Source organism: Neisseria dumasiana (assembly GCF_022870885.1).
Taxonomy (GTDB): domain Bacteria; phylum Pseudomonadota; class Gammaproteobacteria; order Burkholderiales; family Neisseriaceae; genus Neisseria; species Neisseria dumasiana.
The window spans coordinates 2,563,219-2,587,831 of the sequence record NZ_CP091509.1; the positions used below are offsets into that span (position 1 = coordinate 2,563,219).

Annotated in this window: 27 protein-coding genes and 1 pseudogene; 1 reads left to right on the top strand and 27 read right to left on the bottom strand. The window is 47.0% G+C overall.

The genetic code is table 11. From position 1 onward, the window contains the following. Window positions 1–4 precede the first annotated feature (4 nt). The 27 genes from mobC to LVJ88_RS12075 all read right to left on the bottom strand — a co-directional run bounded on the left by mobC (window position 5) and on the right by LVJ88_RS12075 (window position 23,214). Window positions 5–526: a plasmid mobilization relaxosome protein MobC gene (gene mobC, locus LVJ88_RS11945; RefSeq protein ID WP_085418943.1), complete on the bottom strand. Its 522-nt coding sequence runs from the start codon at window positions 524–526 to the stop codon at window positions 5–7. A gap of 67 nt (window positions 527–593) precedes the next feature. Beyond that, window positions 594–1,706, bottom strand: coding sequence for a hypothetical protein (locus LVJ88_RS11950; RefSeq protein ID WP_085418942.1), 1,113 nt, complete (start codon window positions 1,704–1,706; stop codon window positions 594–596). A 95-nt stretch (window positions 1,707–1,801) separates the two neighbouring features. Next, window positions 1,802–3,079, bottom strand: coding sequence for an ArdC family protein (locus LVJ88_RS11955; protein WP_085418941.1), 1,278 nt, complete (start codon window positions 3,077–3,079; stop codon window positions 1,802–1,804). Between the two features lie 59 nt (window positions 3,080–3,138). Beyond that, the gene (locus LVJ88_RS11960) at window positions 3,139–3,354 is read right to left on the bottom strand and encodes a hypothetical protein (RefSeq protein WP_085418940.1); all 216 of its coding nucleotides are present in this window, start codon (window positions 3,352–3,354) and stop codon (window positions 3,139–3,141) included. Between the two features lie 14 nt (window positions 3,355–3,368). After that, window positions 3,369–6,422: an LPD7 domain-containing protein gene (locus tag LVJ88_RS11965; RefSeq protein ID WP_244694163.1), complete on the bottom strand. Its 3,054-nt coding sequence runs from the start codon at window positions 6,420–6,422 to the stop codon at window positions 3,369–3,371. A 101-nt stretch (window positions 6,423–6,523) separates the two neighbouring features. Continuing rightward, a complete protein-coding gene (locus LVJ88_RS11970) occupies window positions 6,524–7,015 on the bottom strand; it encodes a hypothetical protein (RefSeq protein ID WP_085419057.1) in 492 nt (163 codons plus the stop codon). Window positions 7,016–7,162: 147 nt separating this feature from the next. Next, window positions 7,163–7,786 carry a hypothetical protein gene (locus LVJ88_RS11975; RefSeq protein WP_085358482.1) on the bottom strand — a complete coding sequence of 208 codons (624 nt, stop codon included), beginning with the start codon at window positions 7,784–7,786 and terminating at the stop codon, window positions 7,163–7,165. Window positions 7,787–7,844: 58 nt separating this feature from the next. Then, entirely contained in the window at window positions 7,845–8,486 is a 642-nt protein-coding gene (locus LVJ88_RS11980) for a hypothetical protein (RefSeq protein WP_085419022.1), read from the bottom strand. 57 nt (window positions 8,487–8,543) lie between these two features. After that, a complete protein-coding gene (locus LVJ88_RS11985; RefSeq protein WP_085419030.1) occupies window positions 8,544–10,589 on the bottom strand; it encodes a type IV secretory system conjugative DNA transfer family protein in 2,046 nt (681 codons plus the stop codon). A 60-nt stretch (window positions 10,590–10,649) separates the two neighbouring features. Next, entirely contained in the window at window positions 10,650–11,045 is a 396-nt protein-coding gene (locus LVJ88_RS11990) for a single-stranded DNA-binding protein (RefSeq protein WP_085358488.1), read from the bottom strand. Window positions 11,046–11,063: 18 nt separating this feature from the next. Next, window positions 11,064–11,393 (bottom strand): hypothetical protein, encoded by a 330-nt coding sequence (locus LVJ88_RS11995; RefSeq protein WP_085419029.1) that lies wholly within the window; start codon window positions 11,391–11,393, stop codon window positions 11,064–11,066. 48 nt (window positions 11,394–11,441) lie between these two features. After that, window positions 11,442–11,768, bottom strand: coding sequence for a hypothetical protein (locus tag LVJ88_RS12000; protein WP_085419018.1), 327 nt, complete (start codon window positions 11,766–11,768; stop codon window positions 11,442–11,444). 38 nt (window positions 11,769–11,806) lie between these two features. Beyond that, on the bottom strand, window positions 11,807–12,901 hold the full coding sequence (locus LVJ88_RS12005) for an ATPase, T2SS/T4P/T4SS family (protein WP_244694164.1): 1,095 nt from the start codon (window positions 12,899–12,901) through the stop codon (window positions 11,807–11,809). A 69-nt stretch (window positions 12,902–12,970) separates the two neighbouring features. Next, window positions 12,971–14,179: a type IV secretion system protein VirB10 gene (gene virB10, locus LVJ88_RS12010; RefSeq protein ID WP_244694165.1), complete on the bottom strand. Its 1,209-nt coding sequence runs from the start codon at window positions 14,177–14,179 to the stop codon at window positions 12,971–12,973. After that, window positions 14,176–15,015 carry a TrbG/VirB9 family P-type conjugative transfer protein gene (locus LVJ88_RS12015; protein WP_085358498.1) on the bottom strand — a complete coding sequence of 280 codons (840 nt, stop codon included), beginning with the start codon at window positions 15,013–15,015 and terminating at the stop codon, window positions 14,176–14,178. Before LVJ88_RS12015 ends, virB10 begins: the two co-directional genes overlap by 4 nt. Next, a complete protein-coding gene (locus tag LVJ88_RS12020; protein ID WP_180384088.1) occupies window positions 15,012–15,755 on the bottom strand; it encodes a VirB8 family type IV secretion system protein in 744 nt (247 codons plus the stop codon). Before LVJ88_RS12020 ends, LVJ88_RS12015 begins: the two co-directional genes overlap by 4 nt. Next, window positions 15,755–15,874: a lipoprotein gene (locus tag LVJ88_RS12025; protein WP_158087730.1), complete on the bottom strand. Its 120-nt coding sequence runs from the start codon at window positions 15,872–15,874 to the stop codon at window positions 15,755–15,757. Before LVJ88_RS12025 ends, LVJ88_RS12020 begins: the two co-directional genes overlap by 1 nt. Before the next feature lie 73 nt (window positions 15,875–15,947). Continuing rightward, complete coding sequence (locus tag LVJ88_RS12030) at window positions 15,948–16,112, bottom strand: pesticidal protein Cry5Aa (protein WP_085390655.1); 165 nt, start codon at window positions 16,110–16,112, stop codon at window positions 15,948–15,950. A gap of 20 nt (window positions 16,113–16,132) precedes the next feature. Next, window positions 16,133–16,594, bottom strand: a complete 462-nt coding sequence (locus LVJ88_RS12035) for a cytochrome C oxidase subunit III (protein WP_085419028.1) — start codon at window positions 16,592–16,594, stop codon at window positions 16,133–16,135. Between the two features lie 23 nt (window positions 16,595–16,617). Further along, window positions 16,618–17,598, bottom strand: coding sequence for a TrbL/VirB6 family protein (locus LVJ88_RS12040; RefSeq protein ID WP_085358504.1), 981 nt, complete (start codon window positions 17,596–17,598; stop codon window positions 16,618–16,620). A gap of 58 nt (window positions 17,599–17,656) precedes the next feature. Then, on the bottom strand, window positions 17,657–17,863 hold the full coding sequence (locus LVJ88_RS12045; protein WP_085358506.1) for a conjugal transfer protein TraH: 207 nt from the start codon (window positions 17,861–17,863) through the stop codon (window positions 17,657–17,659). Window positions 17,864–17,883: 20 nt separating this feature from the next. Further along, window positions 17,884–18,552: a TrbJ/VirB5 family protein gene (locus LVJ88_RS12050; RefSeq protein ID WP_244694166.1), complete on the bottom strand. Its 669-nt coding sequence runs from the start codon at window positions 18,550–18,552 to the stop codon at window positions 17,884–17,886. A 102-nt stretch (window positions 18,553–18,654) separates the two neighbouring features. After that, on the bottom strand, window positions 18,655–21,042 hold the full coding sequence (locus LVJ88_RS12055; RefSeq protein WP_244694167.1) for a VirB4 family type IV secretion/conjugal transfer ATPase: 2,388 nt from the start codon (window positions 21,040–21,042) through the stop codon (window positions 18,655–18,657). Then, window positions 20,954–21,385: a VirB3 family type IV secretion system protein gene (locus LVJ88_RS12060; protein WP_085419037.1), complete on the bottom strand. Its 432-nt coding sequence runs from the start codon at window positions 21,383–21,385 to the stop codon at window positions 20,954–20,956. Before LVJ88_RS12060 ends, LVJ88_RS12055 begins: the two co-directional genes overlap by 89 nt. 11 nt (window positions 21,386–21,396) lie before the next feature. Further along, entirely contained in the window at window positions 21,397–21,717 is a 321-nt protein-coding gene (locus tag LVJ88_RS12065; RefSeq protein ID WP_085419036.1) for a hypothetical protein, read from the bottom strand. A 61-nt stretch (window positions 21,718–21,778) separates the two neighbouring features. Next, window positions 21,779–22,393: a lytic transglycosylase domain-containing protein gene (locus tag LVJ88_RS12070; RefSeq protein WP_096777417.1), complete on the bottom strand. Its 615-nt coding sequence runs from the start codon at window positions 22,391–22,393 to the stop codon at window positions 21,779–21,781. A gap of 413 nt (window positions 22,394–22,806) precedes the next feature. Next, the gene (locus tag LVJ88_RS12075; protein WP_244694168.1) at window positions 22,807–23,214 is read right to left on the bottom strand and encodes a hypothetical protein; all 408 of its coding nucleotides are present in this window, start codon (window positions 23,212–23,214) and stop codon (window positions 22,807–22,809) included. Window positions 23,215–23,614: 400 nt separating this feature from the next. On the opposite strand from LVJ88_RS12075, the pseudogene LVJ88_RS12080 reads away from it, so the two are divergent. Further along, a pseudogene (locus tag LVJ88_RS12080) lies at window positions 23,615–24,499 on the top strand (IS5 family transposase); the annotation flags it as partial. Window positions 24,500–24,613: the final 114 nt, after the last annotated feature.

The window sequence follows — 24,613 nt, forward strand, 5'->3', positions numbered from 1 at the left end:
CGGCTTACTCGCGCTTGCGGCGGCGGTTGGTTTGCAGCACATGGTTTACCTTGCCGACGTGGGCATCAATAAACTTTTTAAGTTCGGTAATCTGTTGGCTACTCAAAGATACGTTTTCGCCCGCATTCAGGCGGCGGGCGATTTGGTTGAGGTTTCTGCCTATCATGACCAACTGGTAGTTGGACTGCGACAGCACATCGGCTTCAAATGCCGACAAAATCGGATGATGCGAGATATGGGATTGGATAATATCTCTGACGACATCGTTAATGGAGCCGCGACGTGTCTCCGCTGCCGCCTCAAGATAAGCACGGTCTTTATCCGGTAGGCGCAGGGTGATGCGCTTTTTACATTTGGGCGGCGGCAGTTGTACCGGATCGGGTTCGGCGGCTGCTTCCAACTCTGCCTGTAACAGTTTTTTGGCCAACAAAGACACACTGGCTTTTCCGAAACGCTTAAAAGCGACTTCACGCAATGCGTTAATTTCCGCATCGGACAAACCGTACACATCAAATTTTTTCGGCATAGATAAACCTTTATCTTAAAAAGCCTGCCCTTTAGAAGGGCAGGCTTTCAGGCGTATTGTTTATGAATCACCGCTCAATACCGGTTTCAGGTTGCAGCTCCGCCGTGGTCTCATATTTCTTGGCGGTATCCTGCACATGCGACCGGTAAAAATTAATCCTTGCCTGTAACTGCACGTCGGCAGGCAGCCCGGATATGGTTTTTTCCATAGCCTGCTCCAGGGTTTGAAGACGGTGTTTCTCTAATCCGGGCGGGTCGGTTGCCATCCTTGCCCGGTAAAGGTGAAGGGCTTTTTCCATGATTTCTTGTGGCAATGAATCGCCGGTGTCGGGATTGTTGCGGTCGAACAAGCCGCTGTTATTGACGGCTGACTTAATCTGTCCGTCTGCATTCATAAAATAACCACCGAAACCGCCTTGGCGGTTGCGTTTATCCCAAAGACCTTTGGCGGCATCCGTTTGCGAACGTGCAGGATAGATTTCTTCGCCCAAACATTGCTCTGCAAAACGGTATAGCGCGGTACCAACGCCCTTGCCCCTGTAGGCTTCTTCTATTTCAACGCGATACGGCGTGAAATAACTGCTACCGTCTTGTTTGGCCAACGGACGGTTGCTGGAAAAGCCTTGCTCACCTTTTTTTTCCGGCATTAACAGAAGGCCGCCGACAAAGCGGTTACTGCCTTGAACGTGGATATGAAAAGCACTGTCATCAACCTGTGTGAAACGTAAGGTTTCATTTACCGTCTCTGTTTTGGTTACGTCTTCGTAAACGGTGCGGGTGCGGGCGTGCCGTTCGGGGATGTAGCCGTCTCGGGGCTGTGCGGATATTGCCGTGACGTTGCCGTCGGTACCGTATTTAACGTATTCCGTAACCGTTTCCCGGATTTTCCGCCGCTGCTTTTCGGTATGGGAAATCTCGAGGGTAACGTCGTAAGTGTCGGCAACCGGTTCGGGGTAAAAGATTTTAGGTTCACCGTTCGCATCAAGCAGTCTTTCGGGAGCACGGCCGTTTTCCCAATCTCCGAACCACGCTTTAAACTCAGGTGTACGCACCTGTACCCATTGCCGGTAGTTTAGTCCGGTTTTACCGGCGGCTTTGGCCGCATCATAGGCCGCGCGGCCGCCCAAACGCTTTTCGGTAGCATAAAAACCGGGGTTATCTCCATATTTCGCTTCAGGCATGGCATCTCCAATAAGAATGGCCGTCTGAAAACATGGTTTTTCAGACGGCCTTTGTGTGGTTCAACCCCATTGTGCAGTCTATGAAAGCGATACCGTCACCGCTCGATACCGGTTTCGGCTTGACGCTCCGCCGTGGCCTCATATTTGTTTGCCGCTGCCTGCGTTTGCGAACGGTAAAAATTAATCCGTGCCTGTAACTGCACATCGGCAGGCAGGCTGGATATGGTTTTTTCCAACGCATGTTCCAAGACGGTGCGGTGCTGTTTATCTCCCGGTGACAATGTGGCTGTCTGCATCAGGTACTGGTGCTTGAGTACATTCAAGCTGCCTTGCGGATTTTGCTCCGACACGCCATTGGAAAAGGCCGTCTGAACGGTTTCAGACGGCCCTGCAATGTGGTTGGTAGTTTTTTCGACCGGCTCCGGCGGTGCGGCCGGAGCCTTCTTCGGTTCCTGACTGATCTCTTTTTCAAGTCCCATCACATAGCCCTGAATTTTGTCTGCATCACGGGCAGCTTTGAGGATCTCCGTGGGTTCGTCGGTCAAAATCTGTATCCATGTGCCGACGTAGGCGGCGTGGCGACCCGGGTCATGCGGCAATCCAAGCTGCCGCGTCAACATCATGGATGTGATTTCGGCGCGCAACTCTTCCCGCGCATAAGACAAAGTGCCGTAACCGCCGGAAAGATCGCGGTTTAATCGGCCTTCATGCCCCGTCCAATGCCCGAGTTCGTGCAAAGCGGTGGCGTAATACAGACCGGCATTCGGAAACTGCTCTTTGTGCGGCAGCACGATGTGATCTTCAGACGGCCAGTAATAGGCGGCATCCCCGTAACGGTGTCTGATTTCCGCGCCCGAGGCGGCAAGAAGAGCTTCAGCACGTTGATGGTTTTCCCATTCATGCTGCGGGGAGTGTGTGGGCTTCCATTCGGGCAGACCGTCTATTTGCTCCGCATTGAAAACGCTGAACGTTTTGATATAGGGAAAGTCGAGTTTGACAAACTCCTTCTGCGGCTCGCCCTGGTCGTCCAAGACCGGCTTGCCGTTTTCGTCCTTAACCGTTCGCTCGACATGGGTAATCAACCGTATCAGCGGTACGCCTTTTTCACCTTTGCGGACTTGTGCGCCGACCGACTGCGCCTGTTTGTAAGTCAGCCAGCGCGGGTCATCATACGGCTGCATCATCAATTTCAGCGTATTACTGCCCGAATAGGTGTTGCCGGTGAGATGGTTATACGGCAAACCGCTCATGGTAGGCTCCCACGGCTTTTGCCACGGAGCCGTTCCGCTTTTCAAATGCGCGATAAGTTCTGCGGCAATGGCTTCGGCGTATTGCTCTTGTGCATTTTGCGTATTCTGTTGCTCTTTGCTCATTTCTTCCTCCAAACAAAATACCCCGCACTGTTTAAGTACGGGGTATGTTTCAACCGGTTTTACCGCTGGCCGTCTGAAAGTAGTTGTTTTGCTGACTGCGGCTCGTCGGGATTATCCAAATAAGCCTGTACACTTTCAGCAGAAGCGCAAGCATCCAAATAGCGTTGCTGCTGCTCAGGGCTTAAACTAAAAAACACTTCAGCTTCTTCCGGCGTGAAGAAATTCTCCAGCGGCTCCTTTTGCTGCAATTCAAGCAACAGATCATTTTCCGACATACATTCTCCTTTCGTTAACGCTCGATTTCCATTTCTTTGCCTTGCGAACGTTCATGCCGTTGGTTTCGTTCGGTTGTTAGGTTGGTCGGCGTTTGCTGATGGGCGGGCTGCTTAATCGGCTTGGGCAGTTTCAGCTTGGAACCGCTCATCTGTTTGGCCGTATGCTCATAATAGTTGGTCAATGCCAACGTGCGGGCATCACCTTTCAGACCGCGGATGGTGTCTAGAACATTTCGCTCGTGCCATTGCAGGTGCTGCTTGTTCGCTTTAGACAACTTGGCTGCCTTATCCGCGTAAACCGCTTTGGCCGACAGATAGTTCGTTTCCAAAGCAGCCGTTTTCATACGGTTGGCCTGTACGACCACTTCGGAGCGGATTTCGGATTGTCCGACGGCTTGCAACGGCACACCGAGCTGCGTGTCGGCGGCATCGGAAGAATTGATCGTAGCGTCAGACGGCAACTCGTTCTGTGTCATCATCTTATCTGCCTTCGACAGCATCTCCACGTCGGGCTTGGCGGACACCTTCTCCGGTTCGCCTTTAGTAGGTGCTTCTTTTTCCTGCTGCTGCCGGTTGTCTTGCACGATTTCCATTCTGAAAAGATTGCGCTCGACTTCTTTTTTCTCGGTGCCGGTAATGTTCCCGTTTTCATCACGGACAGCTACTTCAATCTCAACCGGTTGTTTACCCAACTTGTGCAAGTGGATGCGGTCGCCGACTTCGGCTCCGCTGCGTGCCATTGCATCGGGAATATCCACGCCCCAAACGGTGCGTTCCTTGCCCTCGCGCTCCAACACTATATACGGACTGAGTTGCTCATTGGGGTTGTGGCGGTAATGAGCCGTGCCGACGTCCACAATCCGCTCTCCCACTTCTGCGGCCGCTGCGGTTTTGGCCGCTGCACCCGCTTGGGTTTCAGACGGCTTTTTCCGCTTATCGCCGGGGTAAGGCGCGGGTGTGACTTTTTCCACTTTCGGTTCAACAGCGGGTGCACGTTCGGGCTGCGGTTCGATGGCATTCAACGAGCGCTCCTGCCGCATCCGCTCCAATAAGGCTAGGTCTTCGGGTTTGGGGCGGTATCCGGTGGTGCGGATACCCCGGCTTTCAGCCGCTACATACATCATGGCCTTAAACTCTTGGCTGCCGCTGATTTTAATGCTGTCCCAGCCTTTCTCTTTGGCCACTTCCAGCATATCGTTGATGGTTTGCATATCAGTCTTGGCGGTACTGATTTTTTTGCCCGCGTCCGTAAACATCACGGTAGTGTGGTTGGCTGCCGACAAATACTTGCCACCGGCAACAACGTAACGGCTCTCAATGCTTTCCGGCGGGATACGGTAATTCAAATCAGTCACGGGCTTTTTGACGGTTGCTGCTTCCGGCTCCGGTACACCGTCGGTTTTTTCTGCTTGGTCGGGTTCGGATGTTTGCTCGGGCGCATTGCCCGGTAATGGGGATTCCCACCCGTCAGCAGTTTTGCTGAACGGCACCAATTCACCATCATGGGTCAAACCCTCATATCCGTAAATATCGCCGGCCTTATCCAAATCGGCTTGGATTTCCTGCGGGGTATTTCGCAAATATTGGATATTGGTGCGCGGATCGAACATTTCGTAATGACGAAAGTCACCTTCATAAAAAACTCGCTCGCTTTCACCCGTTGCAGTTTGGGTGGTAGTGCGGCCGCTGCCGTAAACATGATCGGGATCCACGCCCTGATAGGGTTCGGGTTCTTTGCCCCGGCGCAGCGTAGCGTATTCGATGGTGTTTTCCGACAGGGCGGCGTTTTCAGAAGGCTTTTCCGCTGCGGCTTCCGTCCCAACTGCATCATGTTCGTTACTGTTCATCTCCTGCTCCTGTAAAACAGAAGCCGCCTCAGTTTGGGCGGCTTGGTGTGGCGGTTCGGCGGGCGGCGGCGCGGAATAGCCCGACAAGCGGGCTTCTTCGGCAACTACGGCTGCCCACTCTTCATCTGTCATGGCGGGTGCGGCGGCGGGGCGCGGTTGCCCGACTTCCGGCGCGACAGCGAGTGCCGCTTCAGGCCGTCTGAAAGCCGCTTCCATTTTTTCGCGAACGGCATCGATACCGGCCAAATGGTGCAAGTCGTTAAAATCGCTCGGCAGCTTGGGGCGGCCTTGTTCGTCCATGCCGTTTTCCTGCTGGTATTGTCTGATTTGGGTCATGGTAAATTCCGGTTCGACAACCTGTGCCCGACCGCCGAAGTATGCCGCCGCCTGTAAAGCCTTTTTCATACCTGTCTGACTGGCATCGTTATCTACTGCAAGCGTAACAGGTACGTTTTCAGGCAAACTTTTGGATAAACGTTCCGATACCGTTACCATATTTCCGGCATGGAACGCCACGATAACGGTTTTCCCCGTGGCTTGGTGAATACTTGCGGCCGTCGCAAAACCTTCGGCGATTACGATACCGTTTTGGGTGTTGGCGGCGTCGCCCACTACCGCAAAACCGCCTTGTACTTGGCCGTCGGCCAAAAACCGCTTGCTGCCGTTCTGATTGATGGATTGCACATTCACAATCTCGCGGTTGAAATACACCGGTACCAGCAGATTATTGTCGCCCTGATACAGGTTTTGGCGCAGCCCGGCCATAGCGGCCGCACCGGTAATGCCTTTGGCCGCCAAGTAAGGATGGCGGGCTTCGGCAGGCGATGCCTGCGCCCAAATACGTTGGGCTAGCTGTTTGACCTGTTCGCGGCGTTCGGCGCGGGCTTGTTCTTCAGCCAAACGCACCGCTTCCCGCTCTGCCTGAATCCGCGCCTGTTCTTCGGGCGACGGAGGCGTATAGGGTTTGTCGGAACGGTAGCCGTTGGCACGGGCGTGATAAAACAGAGAGCCAATGTGTACCAGCCCGGGTTTGAATGATTTCCAAGCTGTTTTAGCATCACGGGCATTATAGTTATCCGCTCCTTGAGACCAGCTGTCCCACAGGTTAAAACCTTCTTCGCCCAATTCGTCTTTTATTGCTGCGCCAACCTGTATCCAAGTTTCACGATCGTGTGAATCGATATATGTGAGTGCATTTCGGATGTCGTCGTTGTTGCTCATTGCTTACATCTCCTTAAATGATTAATATACTTGATATAAATATGTATCTAGTAATTCCATTCCAAAACTGAGCCACAGTTGTGGTCTAAAATTGAGCCACCCTATGAGCGGTTGTAGTGTATTGCCATCAAAATCAGGCACAGTGTTAATCCGATAGAGCCTATGTAGAATAAGACTGCTGTAACCGTAGGCAAAATGGCGTAGGAATGAGTTGTATTTTCTGTTAATTCCCTGCATATGGATAAAACGACAAAAAGTCCTAAATAGCGGTACAGATAAGAAAAAAGACGGAAGTGTATTTCCGTCTTTTTTAATTCTTTCACATACTCTCTTATATTCCTGATTTTGATCAGATTAACATTTTCTGAGTAAAACACATCTGTCCAGCAAAACCATTCTCTGAGTTTTCCTTTCATCAGCAAAGGTGCAAATCGGATAACAACAGCCAATGCAAAGCCAAAAGCCATTAGCTTTTCTCCAAAATCTGCCGGAATATTGCTCCCTGAAGGAGGATGCAGAGAAAAGAGAAAGGAACAGAACAAAACAGATATAGACAGAAAAGCGTGATAGTCGAGATATTTTGATTTTTTCATGGATGGAGGTATAAGGCTTTATAAATAAATTGGTCGTCTGAAAACGCATTTAGACGAGTAAGTGCAGTTTTATCTATCATTAGCTATCAAGGACAATTTGCTAATAATTTCGTCATCTCGATCCCAAATTCTCTCTCATATTTTATATTACTCCGGTAATAACCGTATCATCCCCACTTCAGGAGGTGTGCCTCGATAGGAAGCAGCCCCTGTACGAGTTTTAGGGTCATAAAGAATATTGCCTATATGCCCCGGAAAAAGCTTGTCTATTCTCCAAGCAATTTCAGCAGGGCAGTGTGCAGCAGGATTGTGTAATTCTCTTGCGGATAATAATATTCCAAAAGTAAAAGCAGAATCACAATCATCAAAGTGGATCACTTCAGGCGGAATAATAGATTTGCCCGAATCGGTATTACCAATGATAATTACACATGTATTTATTACAGGTATCCAACTTGGAAAACCGTTATCGTTAATCTCATCTCTAGTAATACCGCCCGTTCCGTTTGTCACTTCAAACAAACGTCCATCTTTTTCTTCCAAAAATATCTCTTCGGAAACTTTTTCAAGGATATCTGGAGAGATAGAAGACTTGTCATCAACACTAATATACAAATCAATCGGCCAACTGCTTTCAACATCCTGCAACATCAACTTGTCGGCTTGGGGCAGGAGACAGCGTATTTCATGATGGCTCGTATTTTGTTTGTGTGTGATAACACGGTTTCTCTTACATTCATCTGCACCGGTAATTAAAATTAATTTACGCATAACTTTTCTCCAAAAATGAAATGGCCGCCTGAAGAGTTTCAGACGAGTGAGAGCGGTTTTATCTATCTTCAGGAAGTCCCCGAATCGTTCCAACGGCTGGAGGCGGATAGTCGCGTATTGATGCAAATCCGGTGCGTGTCTTCGGATCATAAGAAACGGTATTGAGTTTATAAGAAAACAACTTATCCAGTCGGCTGCCAATTTCAGTGTCCAAATGCGCAAAAGGATCATGCAATTCTCTTGTTGCGAGCAATACGGCGAAAGCAAAGGCCGCATCGCAACCATCTTCATTTAACAGTTCAGAGGGAAAAATTGTCCGACCATCATCACTATTACCTATAATGACTATTTGGGTATGTGTAATCGCCTGCCAACATGAAATATCTGCATCGTTATCAAATTTATATTTGATTTCTTTTCCTGAATTATCTGTTTCAATAACTGTAAGCTGTCCGTTTTCATGTGAAAGGTGGACACGTTCCGTTACCTTATCCAAAACTTCTTGCGCAATGTGTTCGGTATTATTCATGCCGATATATAAATCAACACCCCATGCGTGTTCCAAATCATGCAGTATTTCTTCATTGCCGAGTGCTAAAACGGCTCTGATATCCCTGTTCTTTGTTTGATTCTGCTGACTTGCAATATAGCGGTTACGTTGCCGTTCCGTTCCCCCTGTTACCAACACAATTCTCTTCATCTTCAATCTCCAAAAAAATAGACGGACACAAAGGACCGTCTTTAATTCAAGCCTAAATTAAGCCGCTTTCGGCTTGTCGTCTGTCGAAGTGTTTTTCAGGATTTCCGACACGATGGACATTCTGCCTGCGCCCCAATTTTGGATTATCACCGGCACCACTTCGGCCACAAACTCCGGCTTGCTGTCCGGCGGAATCAGTGCCGTAATCAGCGCACGGGCAATCTCTTCGTTGTTGGCTGCTTCCTCCCACTTGAAGCTCGCCATATCTTCAGGGGAAACATAATCCGGTGTTATCACTTTCGGCGGTTGTTTCTTGGTAATGGTAACTTCTAAAACGGGAACATCCGGCACAGGCCAGTTAGCCCGTTCGCTAAAAATGGGGTCTTCGTGATAAACGATTCTGTCTGCAAAAATGGCATTCACGCCTTCCATTGTGATGATGCAGTTAGTGTTCGACATCGTTTTAAGCTCATCAGGATTCATTACCGCCCGCTTTTGATCACTGATGTTGCTGCCGGTGCTACTGCTGTTTTTGCCTCTCGAACGGGAAGATGATTTCGCCTTATAGGTGTAATAGCCTATCAGCTTACTTAACTCTTCAGCATCTTGTTGCTCCCGGGGGGCAAAAACGATACGGGCTGCGAATGTGGAAAAGAACGTTTGACTTGCAGCTTTGCCATAGACGTTCTCAACTTGCGAAGGAGCCTGAAAAACGGGAACGGGACGGATACCGTAACCGGCCAAATATGCAATACCTTCTTCAATCGCACGAATGCGGCCAAGAGCCGTAAATTCATCCAACATCAGCAAACATTGGTATTTCAAATCTTTGTTGTCTTTCGGCAACCCCTGCCGGACATTCACATCGACAAGCTGGCTGAAAAATAGATTGAGAAGTGTACCGTACACTTTCAATTCTTCCGGCGATACCCCCAAATAAATCGTCATCAATTTACGGCGGACATCATCCAGGTAAAAATCATCACCGCCGGTGGCCGCCTCAACCGCCGGATCCAAAAAAATCGCCAGCGGCGCGGTCATGGTGGACAAAACATCACCGCTGGTTTTGGCATTTGCGTTGGCAAAGCCCAATAACAGGGTTTTGCAGTTGTTGCTGAGTTGAGTTGTATCCGGTTGTGCCGCCCGCAATTCAAACTCTGCCCGTATCCACTCTTGCAGGGTCTTGCCGTCTGTTGGGGTGGTGAGGCGGAACAGGTTGGCCATCGTGGTTTTGTTTTCCAGCTGGCTTAAATCCCGCTCCTGTTCGGTCTCGATCATATAAAGCAACAGGCCAACGAAAAGTTTTTGCGCCTCTTGTTGGAAAAACTTTGCGCTACCGCGGTCTTCCGTTGGCAACGGGTAAAATACAGCTGCTACCGCCAGCGCATCCTTGTAGGTATTAATCGGGTTTCGCCGCACATAAGTCAGCGGGTTCCAACGGTGACTGATAAGGGGTGCACTTTGATCGCGGTCGTGATACGGCATGGTGCCCGAAGGATTGAAAAAATAGACTTTGTGTCCGTGGGCCGCTCGGAACCCAGCCGTAATGAAGAAATTCTCTTTTTTAACGTCATTGACCACCATGCTTCCGTTGTAATGCAGACAATTGGGGATAACAAAGCCCACACCCTTACCGCTACGCGGACGTGCGGCCAAATATACAGGGCTGTCGGACGGCCAACGCAGATATTCACCGTTAAACTTTCCCATGATTAAATCAGGATACTTATCGGGCTTGGGCTTTAACCAAAACAGTAACGGTTTTTTCTCCAACAAACCGGCCTTTATTATTTCACTAGGCTTGGCAAAGCGCGCCGAGCCGTGCAGTTCTTTTTTCGGACGGGAAAACAACGCTGTCAGAAACAATACCACAACGAAAACCGGCAATAAGGCAGCAACAACGCTGGAGACGTGCAGCCGCCAAACCATGCCTTTAGGCAACTGTTCTATATGCTGCCAATATTTGATAAGCAGAGATACCGACGGTTCGGTTTTTAATCCTAACCATTGTGTGTAAAGCATAGCTCCGACATACAAACCGCCACAGACGGCTACGGCCATCAACAGACAGAATACAAAAGCCGCTACCAAATATTTCTTCATATTGGAACTCCAAAGCAAAGGCCGTCTGAAATTTCAGACGGCCTGAAAAACAAGCTCAGATTACATCATGTTGTATAAACTGCCATCCTGCGGAATATCATTACCGGATGGTGTATGACGGTTGGCTGTATGGATTATCTGCATTTCGTTGGCAATTACTTCAGTTACGCTTCGATCGTTACCGCTTTGATCCTTATATTGGCGCGTCCGCAATTTGCCATACACTTGTATGCAGTCGCCTTTTTTCATGTACCGACAGACGACCTCAGCGTGCCGACCGTATAGCAAGACAGGGCACCACTCAACATGCTCTTTAAGCTCCTTCGTTTTTTTGTCTGTCCATTTTTCGGCAACGGCCACAGTGATTTTAGTCGTCGGCGTACCGTCGGGCATGTAACGTAACTCCGGGTCTTTGGCCAAGTTGCCCATGACTTCGATTTTGTTGATATACGGCATACTCCCCCCTTTTTTGACTTATTTATCTGTTTCAAAAGTGTTAAGAACAGTATGCGTTCCACCGGTTTTACCGCTCCCCGGGGAGCCTAATACCATATAGGATGTTTGCGGCCAGCAAACAGGGACAATCGATTCGATATCGATTATTTCGTTTTCCTCGTGATACTGTTTTTTAAGCTCAGGTAGGATAGATTTATTTAAATCCTCCCAAACCTGAATGGGGGGAGATTCCAATATGAGTGATATAACACGAATCTTATTACTCATATCTGCATAATCCCCCCCTGTTGATCTGTAAACAGATGCGCGGACAAAGTAACTGAATTTTTCTGAAACAGATGAAGTCATTGGTAAACCTTTCTTTTTTAATCGCAAAAAAAGCAGCAACAACCATGTTCAATAACAACGTATATATTGATGAATAATTTCGCAGTCATTTTGATTATCACTGGCTTCCGTATTCAGGACATCTGAAGAGTTTCGTATGCGGGAAAGCATAGACAATTCTTGAATAACCAATTCCTCAGTTTCTTGGTTAAATTGTTTTGAAAATAAGGCAAATATGTAATAAAAAATATCTACATAATTGTCTCCCATTTCATACTCGAAAATCCGACTTACGGCCCGAATTTCTTTGTTTAAATCTGCCAAACCATCTTCCCCAAAGCCGTAAACCGTACCGCACACATACCAAAGTTTTTTCCCATTAACCGGCAATGTCACTGAAATACCTTTCTTCTCAACCTACAAAAAAACAGCCGTCACAGACGGCCGCTCATGGCATAGAATTTTTCAACCGGATCGAAATACAACTCGGTCATGCGGGTTTTTTCAAAGTAGCAAATAACATCAATAGTGGCTCGCACGGTATTCAATATATAAGAATGATCCATATTTTGACCTGCCGGGGATTCCATCGCCAACTGCGCGATACGATAATGAACCGAGCGGGCATCGTTGGCATGGACGGAAGTTAATCCGCCCGGGTGTCCGGTATTGAGAGCGGCCAAGTAATCCCATGCTTCATCGCCGCGAAGCTCTGTCAAAAATATACGGTCAGGTTTCAGCCGCATACAGGCAGCCACAATCATTTTGGCCGAAATGTGTTCTTTATAGAAAAGATGGGCATGGTTAGGATGGTTGGGAAGACTTAATTCGTGCGTATCTTCAATGGTAATCAAACGCTCGTTTTCGGGAATTAAGTCGGCAAGGGCTTTAGTAAACGTGGTTTTACCGGAACCCGTGCCGCCAACCATGCAGATATTTAACTTACGGGCAATCGCTATTTTAAAAAACTCGACCAAATTCCCATTGGCTTTGTGTTCCAACATCTTATACTGCCAGTCAGCCAACTTTACATCGTGCGGCAACTTCATCTTGTCGCAAACATCACGGACATAACGGCTGTCAATTTCAATTTCGGATGCCATACGACGTTCAGGTACACCGTGAGATGATACATCGTTAAAGTCTTTCAGACGGCCTGTATTGATATAGTCATCCAAGCTGAAACGGTTGTTCGATGGTTTACGGAAGGCGAACACCATTGTTCCGTCTTCGCAGGAAGGCGGCATCATGATGTGACCACGTTCGCCATCAGGTAAGGTAACGGAATGAATGGGAGATTCGTGGGAGATATATTTTTTGTTATAAGTACACAAAGTGTTCGCCAACTTTTCCAATGTATGGAAAGTCAAATCCTCTCTTTCTAATCGGCGGCGGCCATCGGCACCTTCCAAAAATACTTCGCCCGGCCGGTTGATAAATACTTCCGTTATTCCCGGCATATTGAGATATTCAGTCAGTCGTAACTTTTCCAATAAATTTCGGGATGATACTGAATTGTCGTGAGCCATATCTTTCTCTCAAAATACTTATTGTGGATACCTCAAAAAAGCCGTTCCCATATAGGAAACGGCTTACGGTCAGTAGGTATCGGGAACGGTAATATTTTCATATACCCCTGAAAAATCGACATCGCGGGCAGCAAAAATCATGATTTCCGTGCCTTGATTGACATAACCTGTCGGCGGAATATTAATGCTGTTTTTCAATATCTCGGTTGCCAAGTCCTGAGCGGATTCTGTTGTGCTTTCAAAACTCACATCGGTTCCCTTGCTGCTACGGCGGTTTCCTGCGACAGCCACAACATTTTGTATCATGCTGATCATGACCGCACCGCCGATTCTGCGCCAAAAATGGTGTTTGACTTTAGCCGGATGGCCTGACGCACCAAGCGCATCACCGCCGGGGCTGTCTATCGCCACACGGATACCTTCAGGTGTTTCAAGGGTGTTCCACAAAACAAACACCCGTGCCTGACCCTGTGTCAATGCGGAAGTTTGCTCTCCGATGACGGTTGAACCGCGCTCGACCAAAAGTGTTTTGCCGTTCGCAGAATATACGTCTTTGGTTACTTGGCAGCGGGTTAAGCCGGGATGAGTGGTGACGATTTTGCTTGTGGTAACGCAAGGAATGCCTGTGCCTCTACCCAATACATACGTTAAATCGCCACGGTTTTCTGCTAAAGCCGTCTGATATGCTCCGGGGCGCAATTTGGCTGTTAAGGCGTTATCTGAAGGGGAAGAGATGCTACCGGTAGAAAGATTCCCATCCATGCTACCTCTTTCCCCAATTGACGCAATTTGGCCGGCTGCATTGCTGCCGGAATTGCCTAGCCCTTGTGGAGACAAGTCCGAATCCAAACGTTCGTCGGGCGGCGGCGGAACCTGAGCCGGAATTGGGGGTTCATTGATAGTTACCTTGTCGGATACAGAAGAAGCAGCTTCAACTTTTTCTTCTTCCGCAGGTTCGGAAGCGGTAGTTTCGGGCTTTTGCGTCATTTCCAAGATTTCTTCCTGTTCAGATGCAAAGCTTTTGCTACCGGCTTTATTATTGACAGTTTCTTCCTCTTTTTTTACCGGTGCTTCGTCAGAACCGCCGGCAAACATCATCAAGCCGCCAACAGCCAAGCCTGCAACCATCAAGCCTATAAGGAACAGCACAACACCCAGCATACTGTTCTTTTTTTTCGTATTGAGGTTTGTAGGGATACCGCGTTCGATAGTGTTATCACCGATGCGCTCTTGCAGGGTCTGACGGTCTTCTTCGGAAGGAATATGATTACGGCTCATTTCTTCTCCTTTTTCATGCGTACAGTGCGACTTTGGGTCGTACCGGTAATGTTGAATTTACCTTTGGGGTTGTAACTGCGGTTTTCGATGCCGAGAACCGATTTACCCAAACGCAGTACAAAATGCTTGGCTGTTTCATGTACAACCAAAGTATCACCTTCAACGTGGCTGTTGACGGCAGCTTCCGTACCGTCGGCTTTAACACGGAATACCGCAGGCAGGTCTTTTGCATTATCGAAACGGAAGTAGGTAAAGCGTCCGTTGTCGTAAATTTCCGTTGGTGCCAACGATTTTTTACCCCGCCCCCAATAGTCAAGGTTGTATCCTTTACGAACGGGATTGCGTGCTTCCTCCATACGAAGTACGGCTTCCGCGTTGGCGTATTTAGCCATCTCGGCCTGCTGTCGTTTGCGCGCTTCTTTCGGATAGCGGAATTCGAGTACATAGGTTGGCGGGTGGTTTTGATTGGACATTTTCAAATCGAGCGAATAGCGGCGGTTTTTATTGGAAACCATCAGCAGATTGGTTGCCGGTTGCGGCTTCGTCGGCTTGAAAAAAATATTGTTGCCACGGACAGAAAAACCCCATGCCTTACCGTAGCCGGTCACCAAACCTTCATTGACAGGATTAGCCACATCAACCGTTTCACCTTCTTCCAGCTGAAGCAGTGAGGCATAACCAACTTTTGCTCTAACGACAACCACATCGTAGGGATTGTGATTGACATGCTGAATCCTTGTATCGAAAGAGGAATGTTTGGGATTGACTGCGGCCGTGGCCGTCTGAAACGAAAAACCGGCCATCAGGCCGGTTATCAACAAGGTAGGTTTTATCATGGTGCAACCTCTTCAGTGACGTTGTAACTCAACACCTGAAAGCCCAGCGGATTTATCAGGCGGTCGGCTTCACTCATCGGTGTTGACTTGAATTCAAATGCCATTGTGGCAATCATCTTTTGCGGAGGTGCAGATTTGGTATCCGCATCCGCCCCTACCGGTATGGTTCTCTTTTCAAAACGAACTTGAGCCATATCACCTACAAACGAGATATTGGTTACTTTTACCGTTGTTTTAAAATGGTTTTTCAACATCTTATGCGGCGCGGCAGCATGGTTGTAGATGTTTCTGAACTCAGTCTGTATCGCGGGAGAACTAAGCAGATTGGTTGCATCATAAGTGGCCTGAATCGTGTTCCAGTCGTATGCTTCACGATAACGGACATATTGCGAAAGCCAATAACGGTTAGTTACTTCGTCATATTTCATTTCTTTATTTTTTATCGTGGTCATGATATCCACCGCTCCGGTAGTATCATTGACGCGGGCAACATAAGGCACGGCTTCCTTTAATGGTGTCAGCCCCATAACGGCAGCAACTGCTAAACCGACAATGACAAGGCTGCCGATACCTACCCGTTTCCAAGTGCGTGCATTCTTCTGAGCTTCGTCAACGAGAGATTTTTCAAAACCTAAAGCCATGTTGATCATTTGGTTCACTTCTTTATGAACGCTTTTTTTCTGCTCTTTTTGCAATTGCTCGGGTGTTTGAGGTTGTTTATTGGATTTGCGTTTGAACATTATTTCATCCCGTTCTGTTGAGCGTTAATCGGAAAAGCCTGTCCGTAAGGCTGTTTGGGTGATGATGAACAGGCCGAGAGAATGGCAGCCAAAACTGCCAGTAATATAACTTTCTTCATAGCGGTATTCCTTGTCGGTAAACATAAAGCCCGACAAGATATCTTGTCGGGCTTTAGCTGTTGTCGTCTAAAATCAGTCGTCGTACCAATCACGGCGACGACCGGAACAGGCCACTGCAAACAATGCAGCGGGAAAAATCAAAATCATCATAATTGCCGGAGCAATGTTACTATCCCGGTTGAAGTAGGCAACCAAAACCAGTGCCCATACCACACCTATTCCTAACAGCATTTTCATGATGGATTCTCCTTTTGGGCTTACCTTATATGCTCAAAAGCATAATTGTTTACTTCGGCACTCCAATCGCGTCCGTTGTACAGATTTCTAATGGTAACAGTTCTACCGTATCTGTCCAACAGGTAAACGGTGTAGCTATGGGCAGCCCATCCAAAGACGCTTTGCCCATACTGTACTTGATCGAAGTTTTCCCACCGTATGCCGCGTATGCCTTTTGCCCAGGGCAGCAGGCCGCTGTAATACCATACTCCTGTTTCATCAACATAGGCGCGACAGCGGCTCAGTTGGAACATCACCCATCCGAAGCCGGACAAATACAGCAACGTCAACCCGTAAAATACACTCTGGGCGGCAACTTTTCCCAAAGCCAAGCCGAGTAGCCCCGATATAATCGAAAATGCCGATGAAACGACAAATAAATACAGCAGGACACCGATAGCAAAATATTGGATATACACTACCCAAGACAGACGGGCGGTCATATTGTACTCCTACATGATTAAGGTTAAGAAGGCCGCTTGTTGAGCATAGGGGAGATACCGCCGCCGCTGCGCCGTGTAGAGGCAGCAGACAACATAGCTCCACCGGCACGACCGGCCAAGCGGCCGACAGTACCCATGCCGCCTGCCAAAGAGTTCAAGTGTCGGGTTGCACCTGACAATATGGCTCCACCGGTTAAAGCAGAAGCGATGCTTGGAATATTGAAAACAACCACTAGGAAAATAATGGTTTGCAATAAAAACAACGGCGGCAGCAATTCGGCAGCAGCATAATCAGCCACCCCGCCACTGAGTGCCATATTGATTGCTTTATCAAATGCGGTCATTTGGACTTTAGCCAGCAAAACAAACATCGTGCAGGTGATGATATGGTTCATACATTGTCCGATCCAATTGATTGCATATTGACGGGTGGCAGGAAAAAGCATGAACGCGAGAAAAAGCGGTCCGATCATCAAAACCAATGCCAGTGATATTTTTGCCACCATATAAAAGGCAAACGATAGTCCGACAACCAATGCACCACAAACAAGGATAATGGCACTTATCTTCACTGCTAAACCGAAATGCACCCCCAAGTCATACCATTGATATTGTTCATGTAATTTAGAAATGCTATACAGCAAATCCATTAACAGTTTCCAACTGGCATCCAATGCGGAAGCATCAACGGTATAACCGCCGGCAAAAATACCTGCAATTTCATCCGGTAAACCGTATGTAAGTACGGCCAGTTTCATGTACGCTGCCGGGGCAAAGGCAAGACTGATAATAACCATCCAACCGCAACATTTTTTGATGAAATCAACCAGCGTGGTATCAAAACTTTGTCCGTAATAGTCCCATATCACCAACAGCACATACAGGGAGAAGCCTGAGAGAAACAACGGGGAAATCTGACTGATAAAGTCCCCGGTTTTATCAAGAAGATTCTGCCCCAAATCTGCGCCAAGCGTTTTTGCCACGTCTGCAAAAAAAGTAGACATAAACGTCTCCAATTAAAAAGCCACCGTTTTACCGGTGGCTTTATATGGTTAATCGTGGTTAATTTTCAGGTATAGGAAACTTCTTATGGCAATCAACATTAGTATTATTGATTCTATTATCTCTAATACAATTATCACGTTTTTGGCGGATTTTGCTGATTTCCATATCCTTGTTCATTTTCTCATAAAACTTCTCTTCTTCGGATTTGCCGCAGGCAGATAATAATAGAGCCGCGCTGATTAAGCCCAACAGTTGAAGTTTCATTTCTGATGTCCTTTCAATATTTAACCACAGGATTTATTGGTATTGTTTATATAATTGTCACGAATACAATTATCAACAGCCTGCCGTTTCTTGAATTGCACTTTTTCGTCCAACGCCATAAAGCGTTCCAACATATCCAATTGGGTTTGGTTTTGCTGGATATAGGCATTTTCCAATTGAATACGGTTCATCAGGTCGGCAGCCGCCTTCGCATCTTGGGTTGTGTTGACCTGATTCATCAATGCCTTGATGTTTTTAAAACGTAGCTCTGAATCTTTAATAGCCTTTAAAGTCAGATCGTAATGCTTAACCAAACGGTCATTGTCCGCATTCTTGTCATAGCCTTTGGAACTCAGTAAATCTTTAAAGTTCCCGTTTTTAGCCTTCATGGCTTGGCTGTAAACCGACTTCCATTCGTCCGGCAATTGTTCGAGGGCTTCGGTTTTTAAGATATTACCGAGGTTACGGTTGCCGGTAATGGCTTTTACTTGGTTTTTCAACTCAGTAATTTGCTTCACTTGGTTGTCAATCTGTTCCTTAAGTTGGATAACTTGCTGAGCAGCTTGAGCCAAATTAGCCCCATCAAATACCAAAATACCACTAGCAGAGGCCGTGGGTATTGTAGCAGCCATTAACCCCGCTGATACCAAAACAGCGGTAACGTTATTTTTAAGTTTTTGCATATTCATAAAAACCTCACTTTAGATAAAGAAAAAGCCGCCAAATGGCGGGCAAAAGCAAATACCGTCTGAAAAATTCAGACGGTATTTGTTGGCGGCACACCGCATTGTTTAGGCGGTATTGGCGGTCCCTTCCCCCAGTACCGTCTGATAAAGCAGCGGAAGCCATACTTCGGGATCTTCGCTGCCGGTCTCTTCCATGATGCGGTGCATATGAGCTACGTTTTCCGACGTGCCGGACAACACAATCAGTTCCTTGTCGAACTCATGCAGATCAAGCGTTGCCAACGTGCTTTGTTTTCCCTGCTTAATCAGGAATGTGCGGCTGAGCGGGTGCAGCTTGATGACTTCCTCAGCCTCTTTATACGTCAGTCCGCATTGCATATAAGCGTCTATGCTGGCATCAGGATTAGGCAGGAAAATCTTAGTTGGTGTCTGCTGAACAATTGCGGCTGCATTGGGAGATTTGGCCGCGTCCTCGGGAGATTGTGAATCCAAAAACATAAATTCACCCAACTTCCGGCCGGTCTTCAAGGTTTTAAGCATCAACTCGGAAGTAATATCGAAACGGTCTGCATACCAAAACTCGGCGATAACCGAAGCCAACAGACTGCCTTCCCGTGCTACACGCTCCGACATGATTTCTTTCAGGTAAAACAGGTACGACAATACTGGTCCTGTTGGCTCATAATTTGTTTTCAGAATACAAGTGGCATCCATTCCTATCCGGTAGAAAGCGTCGGGATTGAAACGGTTTTGCAGGCTGTCTAGACACCATGCGTACTCCCCATTTTCGCTTCGACACCACTTTGACAAACGGGTGCGTAGCGAATTTTTGGAAGTGGAAAAAGGCAGGTTATCCAACAAAGTGCTGAAATTTCTATGCTCTGAAGCCAGCTCATACAGGGTATCTACCGCCAATTTGATCTGCCTTTCTTCCGAAGCGTCCGCACCACCCGCACACAGATTGACCAACCGGTACAGAAAACTGCGATTTTTCGGCAAATCAGGCAGTTGGAACGGATTTAACCCGCTATCCACGCCTTCTTCCAGGGCAAAATATGACCCACCCAATGCCCGTACAAAAATCTCCATCCCTCTATCCAAATCCAACACGAACATATAAGGGTTGAAGCGTTCCATAAATGCTAAAACAGCCGTTTCGAGTGCCGTCTTACCTGTGCCCGTCGCACCGGTAATCAGAGTATGTCCCGCTATTTTTTTGCCGACCATATTGAGGTCTTTAAGGCTGTAATGCAGGCTTAGATTAAACAGCGTGTTGGACAGCGTTTTCAGCGGCATAACGGGGGAGCCGTCACCAATTGGGTTTCCCCAACTCTTGCCTTGAGGGTAATTGTGCATACCGAAGACAGTAGCAAGATTGGTAGTGGTTTTGGGAATCATACGAGGACGTTGGCGATAGCCCGGTATTTGGCTGAAGAAGGTTGAAGGCATGGAGCCTGTAGCCCGGACAAAACGGAAGGAATGGGCATTTAGGAATGCCGTCACGGCTGCCGAACCGTTTCTGTCAGCAGCCTTTTCCGTCTTACCATAAACCACAAGAGAAGCGGAATAATCGCCAAACATGGTTCTGCCCGCGGCCAGCTCGCCTTTACCGATGAGCAACTCTTCCTGCTGATCTGTTGCTTGGTCATTGGCACTAATCAAGGCATTGTTCTGTTTATTAATGGCCGTCTGCATCTCCGCATTTTCAGTAAAGACAAAACTCTGCGTCAGTGTAAATTCACAAGGCAATGAGAGAACGGGCAGCAAAACCATGATTTTGCTTTTGCCAAAGTCCTTTAAGTCATAACATGTGGCGAATTTACGGTGCCCGGCACTCCTGATTTCCAAAATATCCGTACCGAAATGCAGATCTGCCGACGGAATGACCTTATATGCCGCGGATGCGGTTAAGGGAATTTCTTCACGCAAGCCGCCATTGCACAAAGTACCTAAAAACTGATATGCCTCGGAGAATGTCACGCCTGAATCATTTTCATAAACCGACAAAGGCTGCGGCTCAAAGAGTGACAACCCTTTTACCATCAATTCCAAAAGCTCTTGGGCTTCCTCAAGGCCGTCTGAAAAATCTGTATATTTCAATACGGCTGTTATGTAAAACAGGTTCTCATAGTAATTTTTCCCGCCGAACTCTTTGATATAGTGTTCTGAAAACTCCTTACAGAAATTCGAGGAGAACTCATACTTGTGATTTAAGCCGATTTCCTGTCTCTGAATTGTTGTCCATAAGCCAAGCCGACTTCCATACTGTTTACCCGCAGCATTCAGCACTCTTTTCAATGTTTCATTGGCAGCGATCAAATGTCCGTCGTTAACACCTTCAAAAGGAATACCCTCAAACTTTAGGGTAAAACCAAAGTAGCCGCTGTCGTAATGAAAAATATGTTCAGAAACGTGCCGACTGACTTTCGGAAAGAAGTCTTGCTGCGGCGGCTGCTTCCTCAATATCTTCATTAATAAATCGGGTATAATCATCTCGGTCTCTTCCAAATTTAGTTGCAGAAATAGTTAAAGTGTCTCCGAATAAAACGGACTTCCGTCGGACAAACCACCAGTAGATTTCCAATCCCAATATTCTTATTGCCTGATCATCCCGTTTAACCAAGATGCGCAAAAAAATAATGACGGGAATACCCAGTAAAAAAACGGAAAGAGCTTTTAAGCCCAACAAAGGTATTAGCCCCATTGCACTAACCATCAATGCTATAAGCAAAATAAAAGCCGGTACTATCGGTACACCGGCTATCATGGCCTCGCGGGACAGTCCGTCATAGGTGCTGTATTCGGTATCTATATCGACTTCCGGTAAATTCCGCATTTTTAGTTATCCTAAGAAAAGGAGGCTTGTTTGCCCCAATCAAAGACCGCCTTAGCTATTGCCAAGGCCGCACCGGCAAGAAAAATCCAACCACATACTTCCACCACGTCTTTCAAAGTTTTGTTACCCAAATAACCCCAAACAGCCGTTACAAGCATAGCCAGACCGGCCAAGATACCTACAATACCGTAGAAGCCCATAATCGCATCTTTGAGGCTACTCTCGGCAGAAGATAATCCTCCGGCAGCCAATGCAACTTGTGCTCCGCCAAGCATGACGGACAACAAAAAAGCTTTAATCCATTGACGGGTATTTTCACTTACATATTTCATACAAATCTCCAAAAAAAAAACCGCCTAGAGGCGGACACACAAAAACTACATATTTAATTAATTAAAAGTCACCAAATACATCCCAAGACGCATGCTGTTTGGGGGCCTGAGCATAAGCGGCTTCTAACGGTTCGGCTCGTTCTGCTTTAGCGACAGGTTTGGCCCGGTAAACCGCTTTAGCAAATCCTGTATGCTTCCCAGCTGCATAAGCAGGGTTGCCGCTTAATTTGGCATAACGGTTACGAACCAAATGGACATATTTTTTAGTTTCGGGATAGGGTGGAATGCCTTTATATTTATTCACTGCCCCTTCACCGGCGTTGTATCCCGCTAAAATAAAATCTAAGTTACCGTTAAAATACTTCGTCAGGTAACGCAAATACCGCGTACCGGCGATAATATTTTGCTCAGGGTCATACAAATGTTTTGGGTTAACACCCATTCTTGCGGCAGTAGGCGGAATAACCTGCATCAATCCGCGGGCATTCTTGTCAGACAACGCATAGCGGTTGCCTCCGCTTTCACGCGACATCACAGCCCATACTAGATTTGCGTCTAATCCTTGCGCCGCCGCATGTTTTTCTACTAAATGTTGATATTGAGGATACGGTGCTGCGGTACAGATGGCGGAACAGAATGCTGCCGCCAATACGAAAATAGTTTTATTTCTTTTCAATTTAAATACTCCTTTATTAAGCGTGAAAAAGCCGTCTGAAATTTTCAGACGGCACTCACTAAATGATAAATAATATTAATCAGAACTTATTATTACTGTGGGGGGAAGCTGCAAACTCAAAGGTTTTCCAAATATGAAATTACGGTTCGGGAAAGTGAAAGTACCCTTTAAATTTATTTTTGGTCTTCGGGGCTTCGGTTCCACAACAAGAACAAAAGAGCCACCTTCAGTCAGACAAAAGGAAAAAGAAGATTCGGGTTTAAATATTAAACGCCGTCGTAAAATTTGTTTTTTTCGGAAGTTCATAATTTATTCCTCTAATGGATTTTCTCAAATACCACTAAATCGAATCGAAACATCGGCGGCTGAGCGGTTTAAAATAAATCACACTTACCAATGCAAACTTTTTTGTATTATTTATTCAGGTCTTCAATTCTTTCGTCCGTGACAAAATCCTGAAAACTCCGGTTGTTATCACAAAACGTCGTTACATATTCTATGTTATTATCATTAACCGTCGAATACGGATGCTCCGTTTGATAAAGTTTAATGCAACGGTAAAGGTTCTGTCGTTGAATGTCGGAACCATATTTGTTTGCGGTTTCAATACTTGGTCCAAAATTTACAATTAATATAAACCCAATTACCAATGAAAAAATTACTGAGATGATAGCAATGGGTAAAATTTCTAAGTCATAATATATTCCAGCTGTACTTGCAAGAATAATGAGACATGAGAAAAATGCTAAAATTACTAAGCTGCTTACTGCTAAAGAGTTCACAAAACCATAATCATTAAGCAACCATTGGATTAAATTCATTTTTGAATTCCTTTTTAGATAAGTGACAATTTTTCATAGATACGCTCAAAATAAAAAATGAAAATTTAAACATACCTTTTTTTAAAGGCAGGCTTAAATTTTCATTTTTCAATGTGTGCCAAATTTGTGCCTGAATGCACTTAAATAAGGCTGTATATGACTGTAATTGCAGGCTTCACTCTTGTTTAAAAACAATTAGTTATATTTATATTTTAGGACTTTTAATCCGTTGGTCGAAGGTTCGAATCCTTCACGACCCACCAAATAAATCAATAAGAAAGGCCGCAATTGTTTGCGGCCTTTCTTATTTTTAAACAGTTTATTAGACAGCCTCAAATTTTACAAAACTCTTAAAGTATCAAAGTATTTTCGTACAGCAATCAAAGCCTGAGACCTTTGCAAAACCCGCTACGTGCGCGACAACGGCGGCCGTCCCGCCTATCCTTTGCTCTCCATGTTCAAAGCCATCCTGCTCGGTCAATGGCACAGCCTTTCCGACCCCGAACTCGAATACAGCCTCATCACCCGCATCGATTTCCAACTCTTCTGCCGCTTCGACGACTTTTGCATTCCTGACCACAGCACCCTCTGCCGTTTCCGCAACTGGCTGGCGCAAGACAACACCTTGGCCGAACTACTGGATCTGATTAACCGCCAACTGACTGACCAGGGCTTAAAAGTAGAGAAAGCATCCGCCGCCATCGTTGACGCCACCATTATTCAGACGGCCGGCGGCAAACAGCGTCAGGCCATAGAAGTGGATGACGAAGGCGTTGTCTGTGGCGAAACCACCCCCAGCAAAGACCCGGATGCCAGATGGATCAAAAAAGACGGCCGCTTCCATCTGGGCTACAAACAACACACCCGTACCGATGCGGACGGCTATATCGAGAAACTGCACATCACCCCGGCCAATGCTCATGAGTGCAAACACCTGCTGCCATTACCGGCGGACATCGCAGAAGGCAGCACCGTCTATGCGGATAAAGGCTACGACAGCCGGGAGAACCGACAACATTTGGCAGCGTGCGGCTTGAAAGACGGCATCATGCAAAAAGCACACCGTGGCTGCCCGTTAAGCCAAGAGCAGAAAATCCGCAACGGCCGGCTGGCGAAAGTGCGCTATGTGGTGGAACAAAGCTTTGGTACGTTGCACCGCAAATTCCGCTATGGCCGGTCAGCCTATTTTGGGTTGGGCAAAGTGAGGGCGCAAAGCCACCTGAAGGCGATGTGTGTGAACCTGTTGAAGGCGGCCAACAGGATAGGTGTGCCTGTTGCTGCCTGAACAGGCAGGCAGTGCCTCATGATGAGGCACTTTAAGGGGACTTTAGGGGTAGCTTGTCTACTTTTTACGCAAAAACAGCCGGAACATGATGAAGAATGTTCCGGCTGTTTGTTG

What these genes read in the sequence shown, in the direction of transcription:
- LVJ88_RS11990 (WP_085358488.1), bottom strand. Translation starts at nt 11,045, where the DNA reads ATGCCGTATATCAACAAAATCGAAGTCATGGGCAACTTGGCCAAAGAC.
- LVJ88_RS12020 (WP_180384088.1), bottom strand. Translation starts at nt 15,755, where the DNA reads ATGTTCAAACGCAAATCCAATAAACAACCTCAAACACCCGAGCAATTG.
- LVJ88_RS12015 (WP_085358498.1), bottom strand. Translation starts at nt 15,015, where the DNA reads ATGATAAAACCTACCTTGTTGATAACCGGCCTGATGGCCGGTTTTTCG.
- LVJ88_RS12040 (WP_085358504.1), bottom strand. Translation starts at nt 17,598, where the DNA reads ATGTCTACTTTTTTTGCAGACGTGGCAAAAACGCTTGGCGCAGATTTG.
- LVJ88_RS12065 (WP_085419036.1), bottom strand. Translation starts at nt 21,717, where the DNA reads ATGAAATATGTAAGTGAAAATACCCGTCAATGGATTAAAGCTTTTTTG.
- LVJ88_RS12060 (WP_085419037.1), bottom strand. Translation starts at nt 21,385, where the DNA reads ATGCGGAATTTACCGGAAGTCGATATAGATACCGAATACAGCACCTAT.
- LVJ88_RS11960 (WP_085418940.1), bottom strand. Translation starts at nt 3,354, where the DNA reads ATGTCGGAAAATGATCTGTTGCTTGAATTGCAGCAAAAGGAGCCGCTG.
- LVJ88_RS12030 (WP_085390655.1), bottom strand. Translation starts at nt 16,112, where the DNA reads ATGAAAATGCTGTTAGGAATAGGTGTGGTATGGGCACTGGTTTTGGTT.
- LVJ88_RS11980 (WP_085419022.1), bottom strand. Translation starts at nt 8,486, where the DNA reads ATGAAGAGAATTGTGTTGGTAACAGGGGGAACGGAACGGCAACGTAAC.
- LVJ88_RS11985 (WP_085419030.1), bottom strand. Translation starts at nt 10,589, where the DNA reads ATGAAGAAATATTTGGTAGCGGCTTTTGTATTCTGTCTGTTGATGGCC.
- LVJ88_RS12035 (WP_085419028.1), bottom strand. Translation starts at nt 16,594, where the DNA reads ATGACCGCCCGTCTGTCTTGGGTAGTGTATATCCAATATTTTGCTATC.
- LVJ88_RS11965 (WP_244694163.1), bottom strand. Translation starts at nt 6,422, where the DNA reads ATGAGCAACAACGACGACATCCGAAATGCACTCACATATATCGATTCA.
- LVJ88_RS12045 (WP_085358506.1), bottom strand. Translation starts at nt 17,863, where the DNA reads ATGAAACTTCAACTGTTGGGCTTAATCAGCGCGGCTCTATTATTATCT.
- LVJ88_RS11950 (WP_085418942.1), bottom strand. Translation starts at nt 1,706, where the DNA reads ATGCCTGAAGCGAAATATGGAGATAACCCCGGTTTTTATGCTACCGAA.
- LVJ88_RS12055 (WP_244694167.1), bottom strand. Translation starts at nt 21,042, where the DNA reads ATGATTATACCCGATTTATTAATGAAGATATTGAGGAAGCAGCCGCCG.
- LVJ88_RS11995 (WP_085419029.1), bottom strand. Translation starts at nt 11,393, where the DNA reads ATGACTTCATCTGTTTCAGAAAAATTCAGTTACTTTGTCCGCGCATCT.
- LVJ88_RS11955 (WP_085418941.1), bottom strand. Translation starts at nt 3,079, where the DNA reads ATGAGCAAAGAGCAACAGAATACGCAAAATGCACAAGAGCAATACGCC.
- virB10 (WP_244694165.1), bottom strand. Translation starts at nt 14,179, where the DNA reads ATGAGCCGTAATCATATTCCTTCCGAAGAAGACCGTCAGACCCTGCAA.
- LVJ88_RS12005 (WP_244694164.1), bottom strand. Translation starts at nt 12,901, where the DNA reads ATGGCTCACGACAATTCAGTATCATCCCGAAATTTATTGGAAAAGTTA.
- LVJ88_RS12025 (WP_158087730.1), bottom strand. Translation starts at nt 15,874, where the DNA reads ATGAAGAAAGTTATATTACTGGCAGTTTTGGCTGCCATTCTCTCGGCC.
- LVJ88_RS11975 (WP_085358482.1), bottom strand. Translation starts at nt 7,786, where the DNA reads ATGCGTAAATTAATTTTAATTACCGGTGCAGATGAATGTAAGAGAAAC.
- mobC (WP_085418943.1), bottom strand. Translation starts at nt 526, where the DNA reads ATGCCGAAAAAATTTGATGTGTACGGTTTGTCCGATGCGGAAATTAAC.
- LVJ88_RS12075 (WP_244694168.1), bottom strand. Translation starts at nt 23,214, where the DNA reads ATGAATTTAATCCAATGGTTGCTTAATGATTATGGTTTTGTGAACTCT.
- LVJ88_RS12050 (WP_244694166.1), bottom strand. Translation starts at nt 18,552, where the DNA reads ATGAATATGCAAAAACTTAAAAATAACGTTACCGCTGTTTTGGTATCA.
- LVJ88_RS11970 (WP_085419057.1), bottom strand. Translation starts at nt 7,015, where the DNA reads ATGAAAAAATCAAAATATCTCGACTATCACGCTTTTCTGTCTATATCT.